We start from the raw sequence: 17,638 nt of genomic DNA, 5'->3' as shown, positions 1-17,638 counted from the left end.
CATCCCGACGCGGCCCGCTTCCTTTTCGGAGCTCCGTATGAATGCGTCTGCCGCCCTACCGAACGACTTTCTCACTGCCGTCGAACGGTTGATACCGGCAGGCCGTCGCTTCGACGATCCGCTGTCCACGCTGGCGTTTGGCACCGATGCCAGCTTCTATCGGCTCATTCCCAAACTGGTCGTGCGCGTCGAGTCGGAGACTGAAGTGGTGGGACTGCTGCAACTGGCCCATGCACAGCGTGTCCCAGTGACTTTCCGCGCAGCCGGCACCAGTCTCTCCGGCCAGGCGATCTCCGATTCGGTCTTGATCGTGCTCGGCGATAACTGGAACGGCCGTGAGATTCGCAACGGCGGCGAACAGATCCGACTGCAGCCCGGCGTCATTGGCGCCAACGCTAACGCCGTACTGGCACCCTTCCAGCGCAAGATCGGCCCGGACCCGGCGTCGATCAACGCGGCGAAGATCGGCGGCATCGTCGCCAACAACTCCAGCGGTATGTGCTGCGGCACCGCTCAGAACAGTTACAAGACGCTTGCTGGGATGCGTCTGGTGCTGGCCGATGGCACCGTCGTTGACAGTGAAGATGCAGCCAGTCTCGATGCCTTCCGCCAGAGCCATGGGCCGATGCTGGAGCAGCTAGCCGAACTCGGCCGAACGACTCGCGCAAACACCGAGCTGGCTACCAAGATCCGCCACAAGTATCGCCTGAAGAACACCACCGGGTTCTCGCTCAACGCCCTGGTCGATTACGACGAACCGCTCGACATCCTCAATCACCTCATGGTCGGTTCAGAGGGCGCGCTCGGGTTCATCAGCGCAGTCACCTACGACACCGTGCCGGACCACCCGCACAAGGCCAGCGCGCTCGTCGTGTTTCCGGATGTGGAAACCTGCTGCCTCGCCGTCCCGGTGCTCAAGCAACAACCGGTATCCGCCGTCGAGCTGCTTGACCGCCGCAGCCTGCGCTCGGTGGAGAATAAAGCGGGTATGCCGGAGTGGGTCAAAGCACTGTCCGCCAACGCCTGCGCATTGCTGATCGAGTCCCGTGCGGCCAGCCAGTCGTTACTGCATGAGCAGATCAACCTGATCGTGACGGCCATCGCCCACTTCCCGGTGGAGAAACAGGTCGATTTCAGCGAAGACCCGGTGATCTACAACCAGCTGTGGAAGATCCGCAAAGACACCTTCCCCGCCGTAGGCGCAGTGCGGCAGACCGGCACCACCGTCATCATCGAGGACGTGACCTTCCCGATTGAACGGCTCGCCGACGGCGTGAATCGCCTCATCCAGCTCTTCGAAAAGCACGCCTACAACGAGGCGATCCTGTTCGGCCATGCACTGGAAGGCAACCTGCACTTTGTCTTTACCCAAGGATTTGACGACCCGCAGCAAATCGCCCGCTATGAAGCTTTCATGCAGGACGTCACCCAGCTGGTTGCCGTGGAGTTCGGTGGTGCGTTGAAGGCCGAGCACGGCACCGGTCGCAACATGGCGCCTTTCGTCGAGCTCGAGTGGGGCCACGACGCCTACCAGCTGATGTGGCAGATCAAGCGACTGCTCGACCCGCAAGGCATCCTCAATCCGGACGTCGTGCTCAGCGAAGATCCGCAGATCCACCTGAAGCACCTCAAGCCGATGCCGGCCGCCGATGAGATTGTCGACAAGTGCATTGAATGCGGTTTTTGCGAGCCGGTCTGCCCGTCCAATGGGCTGACACTGACACCACGCCAGCGCATTGTGGTCTGGCGTGATATCCAGGCAAAAAAGCGCGCAGGCGTCGACACAGCCGAGCTGGAGCGCCTTTACGATTACCACGGCGTCGAGACGTGCGCCGCAACCGGTCTCTGTGCCCAGCGCTGTCCCGTGGGGATCAACACCGGCGACCTGGTGCGCAAGCTGCGCGGCCGTCACGCTGACAATACCCGTGCGGCTAACTGGCTGACTGAGCATTTCAGCACCGCCGTGCAGGGCACGCGCTTCATGTTGCACGTGGCCAATGGCGCGCATCTGATGATGGGCACGCGCTTGCTGAGCAAGGCCTCAGCGGCCTTCAGCAAGGCGAGCAAGGGGCGCGTGCCACAGTGGACGTCCGCCATGCCACAACCGTTGCAGCGCCTGCACCTACCTAAACCCGTTGCCGAGAATGACAAGCCTCGAGTGGTCTATCTGGCCGCCTGTGTCTCCCGCGCGATGGGCCCGGCAGCACGCGATCAGGAACAAGAACCGTTGCTGGATGCCACGCGTGCGCTGTTGGAAAAAGCCGGCTACCAAGTGGTCTTCCCGGACAACCTGAACAACCTCTGTTGCGGCCAACCGTTCGCCTCCAAAGGCTACGCTGAACAGGCCGAGCGCAAGCGTCAGGAAACACTCGACGCCCTGCTAAAAGCCAGCCGCGGCGGACTCGACCCCATCTACTGCGACACCAGCCCCTGCACCTTGAGACTGGTACAGGACCTCGCCGATGATCGTCTGCAGGTATTCGATCCGGTGCGCTTCATCCGCACCCATTTGCTGGACAAGCTGGACTTCGTGCCGCAGCTCGCGCCGATTGCCGTCCACGTGACCTGCAGCACCCAGCACCTCGGTGAAGCCCAGGCGTTGATCGACATCGCCCGCCGCAGCGCGACGAACGTGGTGGTCCCCGAGGGCATCCATTGCTGCGGGTTCGCTGGCGACAAGGGCTTTACCACGCCAGAGCTCAACGCTCATTCGCTGCGCAGCCTGAAAGACGCCGTCCAGACATGCGAGGAAGGGATCTCCACCAGCCGCACCTGCGAAATTGGCCTCTCACAGCATGGCGGTATCGACTATCACGGCCTGATCTATCTGGTGAACCGGAACAGCCGAGCTAGAGCACTCGCCGCTCCCGCCTGAGCAAGCGCAGCGAAGCGGCCACCCAGAAAAGATGAAACGCTCGAGCGCAGCCGCAGTCCGACGTAATGAGCCCACTAATGTAAAGAGGGGCTCGACTCGCCTCGGCGCCGCCGCGCAATAGCAGAACAGGCAGGCCCGCCGGGAAGTTAACTCCCTGGAGGATCTCATGAAAAAATTTGCCCTACTTGCTGCAGCCGCACTGATTGCCAGTCCCGCTGCATTTGCCGCAGACAAAGATCTTTGCCAGCTCAACATGCAAGAGATCGATGACAACATGACCACCAACCAGGCCACGCTCGGCGAGCCCGCTCGCAGCGAAATCGAAGAGCTGGTCAACCAGGCTCGTCAGGCCCAGCAAGCCGGCAACACCGAAGAGTGCATCGCCCACTCCACCAAAGCCCTGCAGGAACTGAAAGGTCCAGGCAGCTCGGGTGCAGGCGGGACGGCAGGTTCAGGCTCGGGCACCGGTAACTAACAGCCCCAGGGCAAGGCCGTTCAGTAGTCGGCCTTGCAATTCGCCCTTGAAACCCGACGGATTGCCCCTATCTAGCAGATCAAGCATTCGACGCAGCCGATGCCGTGGCGTACACTGCGCAACACATGAGGCTGCTTCACGCTTCATGGGGCCGATTAGGATTCGACGCCGGTAACAAAGCTCTAGGTGCATGCCGAGTTGGTAACAGAACTCGTAAATCCACTGTTGCAACTTTCTATAGTTGCCAATGACGAAAACTACGAGGGCTACGCTCTCGCTGCGTAAGCGGCGCGACTAGTCCTTCTGGTAGCTTCGGCTCCAGCGGTCACTAGGGGATGCCTGTAAACCCAAAGTGATTGTCACGTAGAACAGGATCGCCGCGTAGTACGTTGTGGACGAAGCGGCTAAAACCTACACAACTCGTCCAAAGCACCCTGCCCGTCGGGCGGCTGCGGATTAACTTAATAGACACGGCTAAGCATGTAGTACCGACAGTGGAGAACTGGCGGACGGGGGTTCAAATCCCCCCGGCTCCACCAAATGCAAGTTTCCACATGTTCCCACATGACTGGAAGCACCCCTGAAAAGCCCGCCCTGTGCGGGCTTTCTTGTTTCTGCACGCTCCCTAGCGTTCCCATATACCTTGCTTGCCGTGTATCCCTCTGTGTATCCTCACCAAGAAAGTGAACCGAGGGGATACAAGGAATGAAGCGTAGTCAGATCAAGCGCCGCCCCCTGGCTGATACCGTACTGGCGAGCCTGGAACCGGACGCAAAGGAATACCGGGAGCTGGATGGCGACGGGCTGTATTTCCGCGTAAAGCCGGACGGCTCGAAATCGTGGCAGCTGCGCTACAAGAAGGCCGACGGCAAGTGGTCATGGCTGGGGCTAGGTGGCTACGGTACTGGAGATCACCAGCTGACTGGTGAACAGGCTCGTCGAAAAGCCCGCGAACTCCGCGATGACACTGCGAAGGATGGCAGCATCATGGCCACCAAGCGTGCCAAAAAGGCAGCTGAGCTCGAAGCGGCCAACAATACCTTCGAGCATCTGGCTCGCGAGTGGTATGCCGTCAAGTGCAAGACTTGGACGGAGGGCACGGCAGTTCGCACCATCGGTGCCTTGGAAAAACATGTCTTCCCCGTGTTCGGCAAACGCCCCTACACCGGCATCCTGCCAATGGAGTGGATGGAGTTCCTGCGAGGCATGGAGCAAAGCGGGATCGTTGAACAGACTAGTCGTGTACGCGGCATGTGCCGGGAGATATACGACCTGGCTCGCGTCACTGGCAGAGCGACACACAACCCGCTCGAAGGGCTGCATAAATTCCTCCTGACCAAACCGGTGGAGAACTTTGCCCATGTATCCCTTGAGGAACTGCCCGCCCTGCTCAGGGCCATCCGTTCCTACCCCCATGCACCCGATGTGCGCATAGGCCTGCAATTGTTGACGATGCTCGCCTGCCGACCATCCGAGTTGCGTGAGGCGCGCTGGGAGGAACTCAACCTTGACTCGGGCCTCTGGCTGATCCCTGCCGAGCGCATGAAACGCCGCCGCGACCATCTAGTGCCACTGCCTACTCAGGCGGTCGCCCTCTTACGCGAACTGCAAAACATCACCGGCAACTATTCGCTGCTGTTTCCAGGCCGAGGCAACACAACCAAGCCACGCAGCAATACCGTGTTCCTGATGGCTTTACGTCGCCTAGGCTACGAAGGCCGCCAGACCGGTCATGGCTTTCGCCATCTGGCTAGCACCATCCTCAACGAAAACGGCTTCGACTCCCAGCACATCGAGGCCCAGCTCTCCCACGTGAAGGAAGGTGTCCGCGGCGTCTATGACAAGAGCACCTATCTGGAACAGCGCAAGGTGATGATGCAATGGTATGCCGATCATATGGACAAGCTAGCTAGTGGCAACGTAGTGGAGCTCAAGCGAGCGTAACGTTTCAGCGGCTGGTCTAGGCCGTGTCTTAAAGCAGCCCACTCCTGTCCGCCAACGTATTCAGAGCAGGTAGACCCGAAGAGCAAAGATATGGAAAGGTTTTTCAACTCCATGGAGTACATAGATCTCGGTATGGCATGCCAGTGGATATGCCAGCTGACCGAGGCTCCGATTCCTCTGCCCGGCAGCGCACTTATGGAGTTGTGCGAGCGTTATTCGACACCTGTTTACATCGACTGCGCTACGCTCGAAGGCGTCATCGCGCCGAGAATTGGAACTAGATTCGTTATGCAGCAGGTCATTGGCATAGAGCATTGCCAAGTCGACTCCCCTGTCTGTGCCTTCGAGGCCTTTGAACCCCATAGAAGCGGCGGGATCGACGTGACAGGGATGGCTGTCTTACTTTCGAAACGAGATGAATTAGAGCAATCACACGTTCACTCCTGGACACTAACGAACCAAGAGGGCAGACCATTCCTTTTCAGGCCAGGCGATATAAAAAGATTGGCATCGTTCCTCAAGCCTGACCAGGGCGGAAAAGCAGCTCAAAGCCTGGTTCAGACAGAAAAAATTTCTGCGCCGAGAAGCTCTATATCCGAAGACCGCCTGGTATTTATTCGTCAGTGGTTTAGAGAGCAGCAAGAGCACACAACTGGTCGGTTATCAGAGCAAAAAACGGGTTTACCTGGAGCTAGAGATGCGTGCTGGCAGTGGCTTAAGCAGTTGGGCATGACCACCCCAGGTCAAATCTTTCATGGTGCTCTGCAGAAGAATAGTGACAAGACCAAAGTATTCATCAGTGCGTGGAACCTATTTCGCAAAGAAAGGATTTCGCGCTAGACCCAGAAATTAGGTCTGGCGGTCTAGTAGATTCGGGTCTAGTCAGTCATCCGAAAGTACGCCCCGTAACCCATACGGAGGCGCTCAGATGCACCCTACCCACCCCACGATTGACCAAGCTCTCATTCCCCAGCCTGAAGTCTGCAAGGTCATCGGCCAGACCCGCTCCGGGCTGGACAAGCTGCGCAAAAAAGACCCGACTTTCCCGAAACCCATCAAATTCAGCGATACCCGTCAGGCTGCCGCCTACTATGTGATCGCCGAGCTGAACGCCTGGCTCGCTGACAAGATCAAGGAACGTGATGCGGAGTAATCCGCGTTGCGTCTACAGATCAGAGCCTGAATAACTATGACCTCTCGTGTTAGCCGGCTGCTTAGCCGCAAAGCCGAAGTCAGTATCGAGCTTGGCCGGCTCGTTGTACGCCAGCCCAACGGGGAAGAAGTGTGCCAGGACTTTCTGAAAAAATACTCGCTGATTCTCCGGCGCGAGATTCTAACCGCGCTAGAGATAGAGGCATACGAATACCACAGCTACAAAACAGGTCATTACGGTAAGTCAAAGCATGCAGGGATATCCCTGCAATTCACCTCGGTCATAGCGGACGAAAGCACTTACACCATTTTCAACATTGGCCTTACTCGCATTCGCACCACTAACAGCGGAAAGGCAGGTTCACCACTACCGAAGGGGCACTTCATTGTTACCGAACGGGGTGAATTCTATAAGTTTTGGAAATCTACAGCACTCGCCATCCCCAAAAGCCTCACATCGTTTCACGACTACATGGGCAAACTTAAAGGCATGCTGTACACAGCAATTCTCACTGAAGACCGTGACGGCGGCCGAATGGTTAAAGGTTCAATAAAGCCGTTGTTCGTCTCTGCTGATCTGGTGAAGGAAGCATTTTTGCCGGATAACTCTCGGACAACAGCCGGATATGAACCGGATAACTGCCCGATAATAATTCCGGATAGGGATTCGGCTACAGGCCATGAGCTACGGGGCTTCCCAGCGAAAATCAACTACGGGTGATCCTTACTACGGTAAAGCGGTAATCAGGAAGAGCGATGATACGGAACCTAGCCCAGCCCCCCTCCTACGTAAACCGCCGCAAGAGCAAACAGTAGATGAGTGGACTGTCGATTTCTGCAGCTAGGAGATAACTGGCAACTAACGTGACCGTCACTCCTCCGCAAAACAATCGCTCTCGAGCTATGTCGCTTCATCCAGCTCATCCGTGTCGGCCTAAGTCTCGGCCAGCGCCGTCACGACCTCCTCTGTCTATGCCTTTACGAAACGACAAGCCCATGCCGACCAAATATTCCCATCTTAATGCAGGCCGACCAGTCGCTGTATTGATCGGCATGTCGTAGCCGATGTGTCAGCTCACCTTGGACGAAGTGTCGCTTGCCAATCGAGTAGCAGGGCGTTAGCGAGGCGGGTTATCGCTACAGCAGAAAGGGAATGAGGCACGGTACCGGCACTACAACAATAAACTCTCCCCGCCCCTCGAACATGCGCTCGCACTACAGCGCACCCTTCTGGGTAAACCATCCTCCCAACTGCAGCGATTATCTTTTAAGGCCTACCGACAGATTGGTGATTGCCGTGGTCTACGGCTGGTGCGCAACAAAGCGGTGCGCAGCGTGGTGCGCACGGAAACAGACAGTTGATACATCACTCACTTGGCTTTCATTCATTAAGCCAACCTAACCCACTCGGACCATTGGCAGGCCTCGCAAAGTCTAATCCGGAGAGGGGGCGGCACCACGAGCCGTAGCGACTCCGTGACGTTGCGCAACAGCGACCTGTACGCAAAAGGGTGGTACGCAGCGTGGTACGCACGGAAACACGCCTTTTGCGCACTGTGTTTTGTATGCATTACGTCAGAAGAGATGCACCGTCCCGGCTTGCAGTCGTGGCATCGACCAGCACGAGGCGAACAACGACGCCAGGTTTGCTTCCGGTATCCACGAACTGGTATCCAAGCAGGTATCCACGGAAGTGCGCCGCAGGCGGTCCGGTCTGGATACCAATACCTGCGCCAACCATGACAGAGCCAACCAAGAAACTCACTATTGACAGCCGAAGCGGATCATCTGCCCTTACCTACTCCGCGCTCGGTTTGCCCGCACGCAAACTTGAAGGCTTCCGCTATACGCTTGTAGCTGCCCCGCCCTATGCCCAACCCGCGCATAGCATCTCAGCCTGTTCCAACACCAGCTGTGCAGCCCCTTCCTGCTGGTCCGGCGGATATTTGTATTTACGTAGGATGCGCTTGACCATTAGCCGCAGCTTCGCACGTACGCTGTCGCGGTTACTCCAATCCACAGTCACGTTCTGCCGTAAGCCTGCGGTTAGCTCATGTGCAATCTTGGCGAGGATCTCGTCGCCCAGTTCACGCACTGAGGCTTCGTTATTGGCAAGGGCATCGTAAAAGGCCAGCTCATCGTCATTAAGTCCAAGCTTTTCGCCGCGTTGGCTGGCGGCAGCAAACTTCTTGGCCATGGAGATAAGCTCTTCAATTACCTGAGCAGTTTCGATGGAGCGGTTCTGATAGCGCTTGATAACGTTATCGAGCAGTTCGGAGAACTTCTTTTCTTGCGCCAGGTTACTAGAGAACTTGCTCTTAATTTCCCCTTCTAGCAGGCGCTCAAGTAGCTCCACTGCCAGATTCTTCTCGGGCAAGTTACGTACTTCGGCAAGGAACTCATCATCCAGCAAACCAATGTTTGGCTTATCCAAACCGACGGCTTCAAACACATCTACGACTTCGCCAGAAACCACGGCATTTCCGATGATTTGACGGATAGCCAGCTCGCGCTCTTCGTCGGTCTGTTTCTTCGCGCTGATTTCACGCTTGGTCAGCATCACCTTGATGGCCTGCATGAAAGCCACCTCCTCGCGTACTGCCTTAGCTTCATCCAGGGTGCAGCAGAGAGTGAAAGCCTTGCTCATGGCCAGCGCAGTATCCGCGAAGCGCTTCTTGCCATCCTCGAGCCCCAACACATGGTTCGCCGCACCGGCGAGCAGCCTGTGGCCACCGGTCAGGTATTCGCTGTAATCGAAGCCATGCAACAAACTGCGGAGCACATCGAGCTTTTCCTCAAGAACCGCATAGGCTTCATGGGCATCGACAGTCGGCCGCCCACGGCCCTTGCTAGCGGTATATTCCTTCAACGCCGCCTTCAACTCGTTGGCGATGCCGATGTAATCCACCACCAATCCGCCCTGCTTGTCCTTGAACACTCGATTAACCCGAGCGATCGCCTGCATCAGGTTGTGGCCTTTCATTGGCTTATCGACATACAACGTGTGGACGCAGGGGGCATCGAACCCGGTCAACCACATGTCCCTCACGATCACCAGTTGTAAAGGGTCCTTCGGGTCCTTAAAGCGCTTCTCCAGTCGTTTCTTAACCTGATTGGGATAGATGTGCGGCCGCAGCAGCGCTTTGTCCGAGGCACTGCCGGTCATCACCACTTTGATCGCACCCTTTTCCGGATCGTCGTCGTGCCAGTCAGGGCGCAGCGCGGTGATTTCGTTGTACAGATGCACGCAGATCTCGCGGCTCATGGCGACGATCATCCCCTTGCCGGGAAATTGCCCCATACCAACGATGCCTCGGTTCCGAGCCTCGAAGTGCTCGACCAGATCCGCCGCCACGCTTTTAATGCGGGGTTCTGCGCCAACCACCTTCTCCAGGGCTGCCCAGCGCGACTTCAGACGTGATTGCTGATCTTCTTCCTCGTCTTCTGCCAGTTCATCGACCTCTTCATCGATATGGGCCAGCTCGCTGTCCTTGAGCGACAATTTGGCCAGGCGCGACTCGTAGTAGATCGCGACCGTCGCGCCGTCGTCCTTGGCCTGCTGCATGTCGTAGACGTGGATGTAGTCACCAAACACCGCGCGAGTGTCGCGGTCTTCGCTGGACACCGGCGTGCCGGTAAAAGCTACGAACGTGGCGTTCGGCAATGCATCGCGTAGGTGCTGGGCATAGCCAACCTGATAACGCGCGGTCGATTCCGCCACCTTCAAGCTGGGCGCTTTGAGCGAGGCACTGAAGCCATACTGTGTCCGATGCGCCTCGTCGGCGACCACAACGATATTCGATCGAGTGGATAGCACCGGAAAACTGTCCTCATCCTCACCCGGCATGAACTTCTGGATTGTGGCGAAGACGATGCCGCCACTGGGACGATTGCTCAGCTTCTCGCGCAAGTTGCCACGGGTATCGGCCTGCACCGGCTGTTCGCGCAACAAGTCCTGAGACAGCGAGAACACCCCAAACAACTGGCCATCGAGATCGTTGCGGTCGGTGATCACTACGATGGTCGGGTTCTCCATTGCCGCCTCCTGCATCACCCGTGCGGCAAAACAGGTCATGGTGATGCTCTTGCCCGAGCCCTGCGTATGCCAGACCACCCCGCCCTTGTGCGTGCCGCCAGGTCGCGAAGCGGTCACCACCTGCTGTATAGCGGCGCGTACCGCGTGGAACTGATGGTAACCGGCAATCTTTTTGACCAGCCGGCCATCATCCTCAAACAGAACGAAGTAACGCAGGTAATCGAGCAACAAGGCCGGCTGTAATACGCCGCGAATCAAGGTTTCCAGCTCATTGAACTCGCCCAGCGGATCGACCGAGACGCCGTCGATGGTGCGCCAGCGCGAGAAGCGCTCAATATCTGCCGACAGCGAGCCCATGCGGGCCTCGCTGCCATCGGTTATCACCAAGAGTTCGTTGTAATGAAAGACATCCGGAATCAGCTCTTTGTAGGTTTGGATCTGATTGAACGCCTTGCTCAGGTCGGCGTTTACATCAGCCGGGTTCTTCAGCTCCAGCAGCGCCAAGGGCAAGCCGTTGATGAACAGAATGATGCCCGGCCGGCAGGTACGCTTGGGTCCCTGAATGCTGAACTGGTTTACCGCCAGCCAGTCGTTAGCGCCGATGCTTGCCCAGTCGATCAGCCGGACGAAGTCGCCACGTGTTTCGCCGTCCCGCTGGTATTGAACTGGCACGCCGCTCACGAGCAAACGATGAAAGAGACGATTAGCCGATAGCTGTACGGGAACGCCCAGCTCCAGCACCTGGCGCAGTGCGTCTTCACGCGCGGCGAGCGGGACTTGCGGATTGAGCCTGGCGATAGCCGTACGTAGGCGCATCGTCAGTACAACATCGCGGTAGTTCTCTCGCTCTGGATTATCCCCATCGTGCGCAATGGTCGGGCCGTAGAGATGCTGATAACCCAGCTCCTCGAGCCAGCCGAGGGTTTCCTGTTCCAGTTGATCTTCGGTCATCTTCTTCCTTAACAAACCTTACCTGGCGACCTCACAAAGGCACTAACGATCTAATCGGACAGGGAATTGATCAATTCGCAGCCGCAGCAACGCCACCCTGATCAAGCGGATGCAGCTACAACGGTGACAAAGCCATCCGCCATTCGCAGCCGCCCACGCGCGGACAGCTCGCTAATTCTTTCTTCAACCATTCCGGCAATCTTAGATGTCGCACGCCCAAACCCCAGGAGGCCTAATGCCCCAGAAATGGCATCCTCACGACTCATTGAAAAACCGAGAGTTACCGTTTCAACTAAAGCCTCATCCAATTCCTCAGGCGCAACCCACTCGAATTTGCGCTCGGCGGCCTCCCAATGAGCACGGCTGCGGATAGGTACTGGGCGAAAATCGGATGGATACATAAAGCCACCCCGGCCGTTAAACAGATTGTGCCGCACACCAAGACGGACGGCCTCTTCTACCGCGGTCGTGATCCTGGAGCCGGCGCGAGTCACTCCGAAGGCCTCCATCAGCCTCCGAGTGACGTCGCTGATATGAACTGGTGCCTCTACCTCAACGACAGTTCTAATCATCTGCATCAAGTGTTCCGGCTTCGCTTGATGTAGTTCGGTCGGCGGCACCACTGGAGTCAGGCGAGCCTTTACATATGGTTTGCTTAAACTAGGCAGCGGCTCCGCAGCGGGAGCTCCTCGGGCAATCTCATGCTTCGGTTCTGACGCCACCACAGGGATCGCATGTCGGCCCTTGGCAATCTTGGCTCTAGCCGCCTCAATAGCCTCTACGGCGCGGGTGATTTCCTGCTGCGGATTACGGAACCAATCCGTGCTCCAGATCCGGTGGAAGTTCCAACCCAAGCCCTCTAATACCCCCTGACGTAGGCGATCGCGATCACGCGCAGATCGAGAGCTATGGTATGCAGCGCCATCACACTCGATGGCTAGCACATAGCGCCCCGGATACTCAGGATCCTTAACGGCAATGTCGATGAAATACCCAGCGGTACCTACCTGCGGTTCCACCTCATAGTTCCTGTCCCGAAGCGCTTCTATCACCTCCAACTCAAATGGCGAGTCAGCAGCCTTACCCGTCTCTCTAGCTACCTCAAGCTCACCCGTCTCGGCATATTTGAGAAAGTTCTTTAGTGCCCTAACGCCAAGAGCGGCGCCTGCGTCGATCTCTAGTTCGTCAGCTCTGAAGTTGCAGAACACCCGCATTGCCAATTTGGCACGAGTAATCAGAACGTTTAGTCGGCGGTGCCCGCCTTCACGGTTCAGCGGGCCAAATTCTTTAGCTATTCGCCCGGACTCATTACACCCATAGCCGATGCTGATAAAGATCTTGTCGCGCTCATCACCCTGAATGTTTTCAAGGTTTTTGACGAAGAAAGGCTCACTGCCCTGCCCTGTAAAGAACGCCTCGGCCTCCGGCGTCTGCCTGCGCAGCAATTCGATCTCGACCTGAATCAGATCGCGCTGCGCCACACTGAATGCGGCAACCCCAAGCGATAGCTCAGGCGTTCGAATAGCATGCTGCATGACCGCTTGCGCAACGGCCTTAGCCTCCCCTTTGTTGGTGCGCGTGCGTCCCCGGTCGTACAGCGCATCTGGCAGATAGTCAAAACTCACTCCAGTTGCATGCGGATGCTGGCCCGCGGAGGGGAACACAACCAGTTTGTTGTCATAGAACTCGACATTGGAAACCGCGATCAGCGACTCATGCCGGCTCCTGTAGTGCCAACGAAGGTATCTCTCTTGGCTACCAGCCGCCTTAAACATACTCAGGATGCTTTCAATGTCAGCCGTCGCTGCATCCTCGTCATCCAATTCAACGTCGCGGCTGAAGAAGTCAGTAGGCGGCATCTGCCTCGTATCACCGACCACTACTACCTGCTTACCGCGCATGATGGCGCCAAACGCATCGACGGCCTTCACTTGAGAAGCTTCGTCGAATACCACCACATCGAACTCGACCTTTCCTGGAGGCAGGAAGTTTGCGATCGACATTGGGCTCATCATAAAGACAGGCTTGATCTGTTGGATCGCCCGACCAGCCTTCTCAATCAGCTGCCGGATCGGAATGTGCCGGCGCTTCTTGTTCAGCTCGGCACGCAGTACAGCCATTTCGCCTGGCTGATTGATATTGGGCATTCCCTCCCAGACCTGCTTGGCAAGGTGCGTCTGCGCATGATTGAGCGAGGCCAAATCAAGCGATTTGAAGCGTGCAATCTGGTGCTCATGTTTAATGCGATCGAACTGCTGCAGCGCCGGCTTTTCTGCATAGACCCGCTGCACCAAGCCTGAATACCAAGAGAAGTCCAAAATTGCAGTGAGCTTTTCAGGCTCATCACAGCTGATGGCAATCTCCAGCAAGTCGTCTAATTTGACCTTGCCGAGCTGTTCCGCCAGCAAGTTGAATCGTGCCATTTGATAAAGCGCGGTAAGACTTTCCTGCCACTGCTGCAAACGCACGCCCAGTTCAGCCAAGCCAAGCTTCCTGACATCAGCCTTGGCGTTCTCCGCCTGCATACCTGTGACCTCAAGGGCACTGCGTAACGCTTTGTCTAGCCCAATGACATGTTGCTCTATTCCGGTTACCGCATCACCCAAGCCACTGGCATCAGTATGCCCGGCCAAAAAAGCAATGATGCCCTGTGGGATTTGTCCGTTACCTAGATCGTCGTGCAGCTTGATCACCCAAGCGCTCAAGCGCTCAAGCACCGCCCAATCCGTTTTCTGGCGTTGCCACTGGGCACCAAAAAGTGCGCTACCAAGCGCCTCGTGCTGGTCATACACCTTTTTGTTTTGCTGATAGGTCAGTACCGAATCAACTAGCTCCAGCATGCCAGCACTAGTCTTAGGCAATGTGTCACGGGCTAGCCCCTGCAGACGGGCACGAGCCGCGCGAAAGCGCCCCGAGAACACCTTCCACCACTTGTCGCCGTAGGCAACGAGGCTCTGCCGAACCTCTAGGAGATCCTGCTCCCAGGCAGCGTCGATCAACTGCTTTTCGTGCTTGAAGCGACAAGCAGTCATACGCTCGCCAGCATCCAAAAGCTCACGAATGACATCACGCCTCGACTGCCACTCGCCTGTAGAAATCTGTACCCCTTCGAGCCGCGGAGCTTCGGCCGCACGCCGTGCAGCACGGCACACCACATCCACATCTGCCAAGGTGGCCGGCTGAGTCAGCATTAACCGCTCAGAAAGTGCACCGGCCGCCGACTGCAGCGCATTGAGATGCGAGCCAGCCAACTGCAGCGCATCGTTAGCACTGCTCTGTTCGATTGGCGAAAAGAACGTCCGCTCACTTCCCCAGAAAACACTCTGGTCAGGACGGCCCATCTCCTCCAGATGCAGAACCAACTCTTTGACCAACTCACCCCGTTTTTGCTGCTCGGTATGGCTCCAGGCTGCCATCGGCGCAAAAGGAATCATCGGCAATCCGGTATATGACCGTTTCAGCTTTAGGTAACGACCAAGCACCTCAACAAAAGGCAAACCGCTCGCACCTGCCGAAGAACTAACAGCTTCACAGTACTGATTGAGGCCGTCTTGTAGCTCATTCAAACTCGCCAGATCTTCCGCACCGTCTTTAGCCAGCGGTCGCCCCTGGTCCAGCGTCCTCCCTAACTCTTTCAGCACCGACTGCTTGGTGGACTTGTGGCTATGCAGTTCGAGAGCTGCATCGCCCAGATGACTTTCATCCAGACGGCGCTTGACCACTTCAAGCGCCGCCATTTTCTCGGCAACGAACAACACCGTTTTCTTCTGGCCGATCAATTCCGCGATGATGTTGGTGATCGTCTGCGACTTACCCGTTCCCGGCGGCCCCTGAATCACCAGGTTGGAACCGTCACGCACCTCCAGGATGGCTTCCGTCTGGCTGCTATCCGCGTCCTTCACAAATCGTACATCGCCCGGTTTGATCACCGAGTCAATATTCACATCTTCCGGATACGCCGCCCGCATATCACCGAATCCTGAGCCAAGCAGGCGTTTCATTACGCCATTGGCATCAGGTTGTTTGTCTTCCGGCCAGCTCTTCGGATCAAGGTCCTTGAACATCAAAAACTTGCCGAAAGAGAAGAAGCCCAGCGCAATCTCGTTGCTCGCGACCTTCCAGCGCCCCTGCTTGCTGATCACATCAGCAACATCGCCATAAAAGCGGCCGAGGCTGCTCTCATCGGTCGAGAAACCTTCCTCGTCGAAAGCGCAGGAGGTCATATCCAAACCAAAATCTGTCTTGAGCTTGGCAACCAGCGAAAGATTCGCTATCAGCTCGTCACCTGAGTACTTCAGCTTGAACGCATCCTTGGCGCCGCTGCGCTCTAAGCTGACCGGCAGCAGCAGCAAGGGAGCCTTGCGAAGGTTCTCGGAGCTGTCCGCCTCGTACCAATGCAGAAAGCCTAGGGCTAGGAACAGCGTGTTCACACCCTGCTCTTCAATAAAGCCTTTGGCCTCGGTGTGCATCCTCAACAACTGAAGAAATAGGCGCTCGTCTTCGACCGCAGTTTGCAAACGAGTGTCCAGATGGCGACGGGCCTTGCCAGTCTCGTCTTCATCAGCCTCGCCAGCGACACTAGACCAGTCCAGGCTATCTAGCTCATGCAGCAACTGCTCGTCGCTGGCAACTTCATCCTCAACCTCAGCTGGCTTGCCTGCTTTTGCCAGCTCGGCCAGCTTCTTGCGCGCCATCGGCGCGAACGTCATGGCTTTTTCTTGGCGATAGAGGATGTTGAATACCTCCTCGGACAGCTCATCTACCACCATGAGGGTCTTGGCTGTCTTTCGGAAGTTGAGCATGTTGTTGCGAAGCCCGATGTCCAGCAACTCTTTACGGCTGCTCTGTAGCTTCTGGCTGATCCCTGTGCTCATAAAGTCTTTTCGATTCCTGAAAATGCGCTTAGCTAGCGCGAGCTAATGAAACGCTGTTCAAAGGCAGGGAGGTGTTATCCGCGCCCACTAAGCAGTCCGCACTCAAATCAAACGGCAAAACCCAAAGACGCAAGTCGCCATCTAACACGAACGAATCTAGGGGGAACTCAAATGTACTGTGCCGCGGGTAGACCAATACCATCTCGGCTTGAACCATTGCTGACAAGTACTTCTTACCGTAGGCGAAAAGCTGATAAAAATCGCTTTGGCTGATGTTGTAATTCTTTTCTCGCGCTGCAGTATTCAAGCGCTTCCACTTTGTATCAAGCACCCAAGCCATAGCGCCTTGCTCAACCAACATGTCCGGCTCCAGCCTAAACATGTGCCCTTTTCCATGACTGCATAAATACTCTCTAGCAGCTTGAGCCGTGAGGGAGGCACCAGGCAGAAGCTTCTGTCGCAGCCAATTCTCCACATAGCGTTCGAACAACCGCTCCATGGGAAACAACATGCTCATACCCTGGGCTTGTCCTGCGACGGCGATTGGCATCTGCTGGTTGAGGATCAGCTCGCACCATGGCTTCACGGCCTGGTAGTGGGCCATCAAACGATCGCGGCTCCATGCACGCAGGTCTGCCTCCACATGGCGGCTGCTGGGCACCTCGGCCAGTAGCGAGCGCAGCTCATTGGCTAAACGCCAGTTGGCCGCGTCCTGAGTCGTCTTTGCCACATGCTCCAGCGCCAGCTTTAGCAAGCGGTTCTCCGCACGATTGGGCAGAAACACGTCATGGCGGATCTGGAAGTGATGCTGGCGGCCTGGCGGTTGTCGCATCTGCGCGACCACATTGAGTTGGCCGCGCAGAAACCGCTGCTCTTCTTCGACGCGCTGGTAGTCGAAACGCACGCCGCGTTTGGCCAGCAGATCCAGCTCGCCCAGGAACTGCTCCATCACCCACTCGGTGAGCGGTGCGTCAAACAACTCCAGCCCCGTCACCGAAACCTGCCGAGGCTTCAATGACAGCGCTGCCTGGATCATCTTGCGCAGCAAAGCACGGCTCTGCTTGACGCAATCGTCTTGTTCAACGTGCTTAGGCAAGATTTCCAGGCGCGTGCCGCAAGGCGTTTCCAGCACACCGACGTAACTGTCCCACTTCAACGACTGCCGCCCTTCCACCTGCAGCAGCGCAGCGCCGCTGCGGTTGAAGCTGGCGCTTAATTCGCAGAGCCAGTCAAAAGCACTGGCAGAAACCTGCGCTATATCCAGCGACGGCTCGACCGACCTGGTGGTCAGCTGAGCGTATTCGCGAACTGTGATCAGCTCGTGGCTCACG

At 56.9% G+C, this 17,638-nt stretch carries 9 protein-coding genes and 1 other RNA gene; 7 read left to right on the top strand and 3 right to left on the bottom strand.

Annotation, left to right across the window (positions count from 1 at the left end; genetic code table 11):
* The first annotated feature begins 37 nt into the window (after positions 1–37).
* The 7 genes from K4O48_RS04355 to K4O48_RS04325 all read left to right on the top strand — a co-directional run bounded on the left by K4O48_RS04355 (position 38) and on the right by K4O48_RS04325 (position 7,167).
* The gene (locus K4O48_RS04355) at positions 38–2,875 is read left to right on the top strand and encodes an FAD-binding and (Fe-S)-binding domain-containing protein (RefSeq protein ID WP_222910857.1); all 2,838 of its coding nucleotides are present in this window, start codon (positions 38–40) and stop codon (positions 2,873–2,875) included.
* A gap of 166 nt (positions 2,876–3,041) precedes the next feature.
* Positions 3,042–3,350 (top strand): hypothetical protein, encoded by a 309-nt coding sequence (locus K4O48_RS04350; protein ID WP_222910856.1) that lies wholly within the window; start codon positions 3,042–3,044, stop codon positions 3,348–3,350.
* Positions 3,351–3,497: 147 nt separating this feature from the next.
* Positions 3,498–3,889: a transfer-messenger RNA gene (gene ssrA, locus K4O48_RS04345) on the top strand.
* Between the two features lie 166 nt (positions 3,890–4,055).
* Entirely contained in the window at positions 4,056–5,294 is a 1,239-nt protein-coding gene (locus K4O48_RS04340) for a tyrosine-type recombinase/integrase (RefSeq protein WP_222910855.1), read from the top strand.
* 90 nt (positions 5,295–5,384) lie between these two features.
* Positions 5,385–6,134: a hypothetical protein gene (locus K4O48_RS04335; protein WP_222910854.1), complete on the top strand. Its 750-nt coding sequence runs from the start codon at positions 5,385–5,387 to the stop codon at positions 6,132–6,134.
* Between the two features lie 88 nt (positions 6,135–6,222).
* Positions 6,223–6,447: a helix-turn-helix transcriptional regulator gene (locus K4O48_RS04330; protein ID WP_014819208.1), complete on the top strand. Its 225-nt coding sequence runs from the start codon at positions 6,223–6,225 to the stop codon at positions 6,445–6,447.
* Positions 6,448–6,483: 36 nt separating this feature from the next.
* Positions 6,484–7,167 carry a hypothetical protein gene (locus tag K4O48_RS04325; protein ID WP_222910853.1) on the top strand — a complete coding sequence of 228 codons (684 nt, stop codon included), beginning with the start codon at positions 6,484–6,486 and terminating at the stop codon, positions 7,165–7,167.
* 1,146 nt (positions 7,168–8,313) lie between these two features.
* Here the strand turns inward: K4O48_RS04325 and K4O48_RS04320 are convergent.
* From K4O48_RS04320 to K4O48_RS04310, 3 genes are all read right to left on the bottom strand, one after another.
* On the bottom strand, positions 8,314–11,433 hold the full coding sequence (locus tag K4O48_RS04320) for a type I restriction endonuclease subunit R (protein WP_222910852.1): 3,120 nt from the start codon (positions 11,431–11,433) through the stop codon (positions 8,314–8,316).
* A gap of 101 nt (positions 11,434–11,534) precedes the next feature.
* Positions 11,535–16,307 carry a DUF3320 domain-containing protein gene (locus tag K4O48_RS04315; RefSeq protein WP_222910851.1) on the bottom strand — a complete coding sequence of 1,591 codons (4,773 nt, stop codon included), beginning with the start codon at positions 16,305–16,307 and terminating at the stop codon, positions 11,535–11,537.
* Between the two features lie 28 nt (positions 16,308–16,335).
* A complete protein-coding gene (locus K4O48_RS04310) occupies positions 16,336–17,637 on the bottom strand; it encodes an McrC family protein (protein ID WP_222910850.1) in 1,302 nt (433 codons plus the stop codon).
* Position 17,638 lies beyond the last annotated feature (1 nt).

The sequence above is a fragment of the Pseudomonas sp. DNDY-54 genome (assembly GCF_019880365.1).
In the GTDB taxonomy this organism is placed as follows: domain Bacteria; phylum Pseudomonadota; class Gammaproteobacteria; order Pseudomonadales; family Pseudomonadaceae; genus Stutzerimonas; species Stutzerimonas stutzeri_P.
The sequence above is the reverse complement of the archived record's forward strand: the minus strand, read 5'-3'. Positions and strand labels throughout refer to the sequence as shown.

What these genes read in the sequence shown, in the direction of transcription:
- K4O48_RS04355 (WP_222910857.1), top strand. Translation starts at nt 38, where the DNA reads ATGAATGCGTCTGCCGCCCTACCGAACGACTTTCTCACTGCCGTCGAA.
- K4O48_RS04350 (WP_222910856.1), top strand. Translation starts at nt 3,042, where the DNA reads ATGAAAAAATTTGCCCTACTTGCTGCAGCCGCACTGATTGCCAGTCCC.
- K4O48_RS04340 (WP_222910855.1), top strand. Translation starts at nt 4,056, where the DNA reads ATGAAGCGTAGTCAGATCAAGCGCCGCCCCCTGGCTGATACCGTACTG.
- K4O48_RS04335 (WP_222910854.1), top strand. Translation starts at nt 5,385, where the DNA reads ATGGAAAGGTTTTTCAACTCCATGGAGTACATAGATCTCGGTATGGCA.
- K4O48_RS04330 (WP_014819208.1), top strand. Translation starts at nt 6,223, where the DNA reads ATGCACCCTACCCACCCCACGATTGACCAAGCTCTCATTCCCCAGCCT.
- K4O48_RS04325 (WP_222910853.1), top strand. Translation starts at nt 6,484, where the DNA reads ATGACCTCTCGTGTTAGCCGGCTGCTTAGCCGCAAAGCCGAAGTCAGT.
- K4O48_RS04320 (WP_222910852.1), bottom strand. Translation starts at nt 11,433, where the DNA reads ATGACCGAAGATCAACTGGAACAGGAAACCCTCGGCTGGCTCGAGGAG.
- K4O48_RS04315 (WP_222910851.1), bottom strand. Translation starts at nt 16,307, where the DNA reads ATGAGCACAGGGATCAGCCAGAAGCTACAGAGCAGCCGTAAAGAGTTG.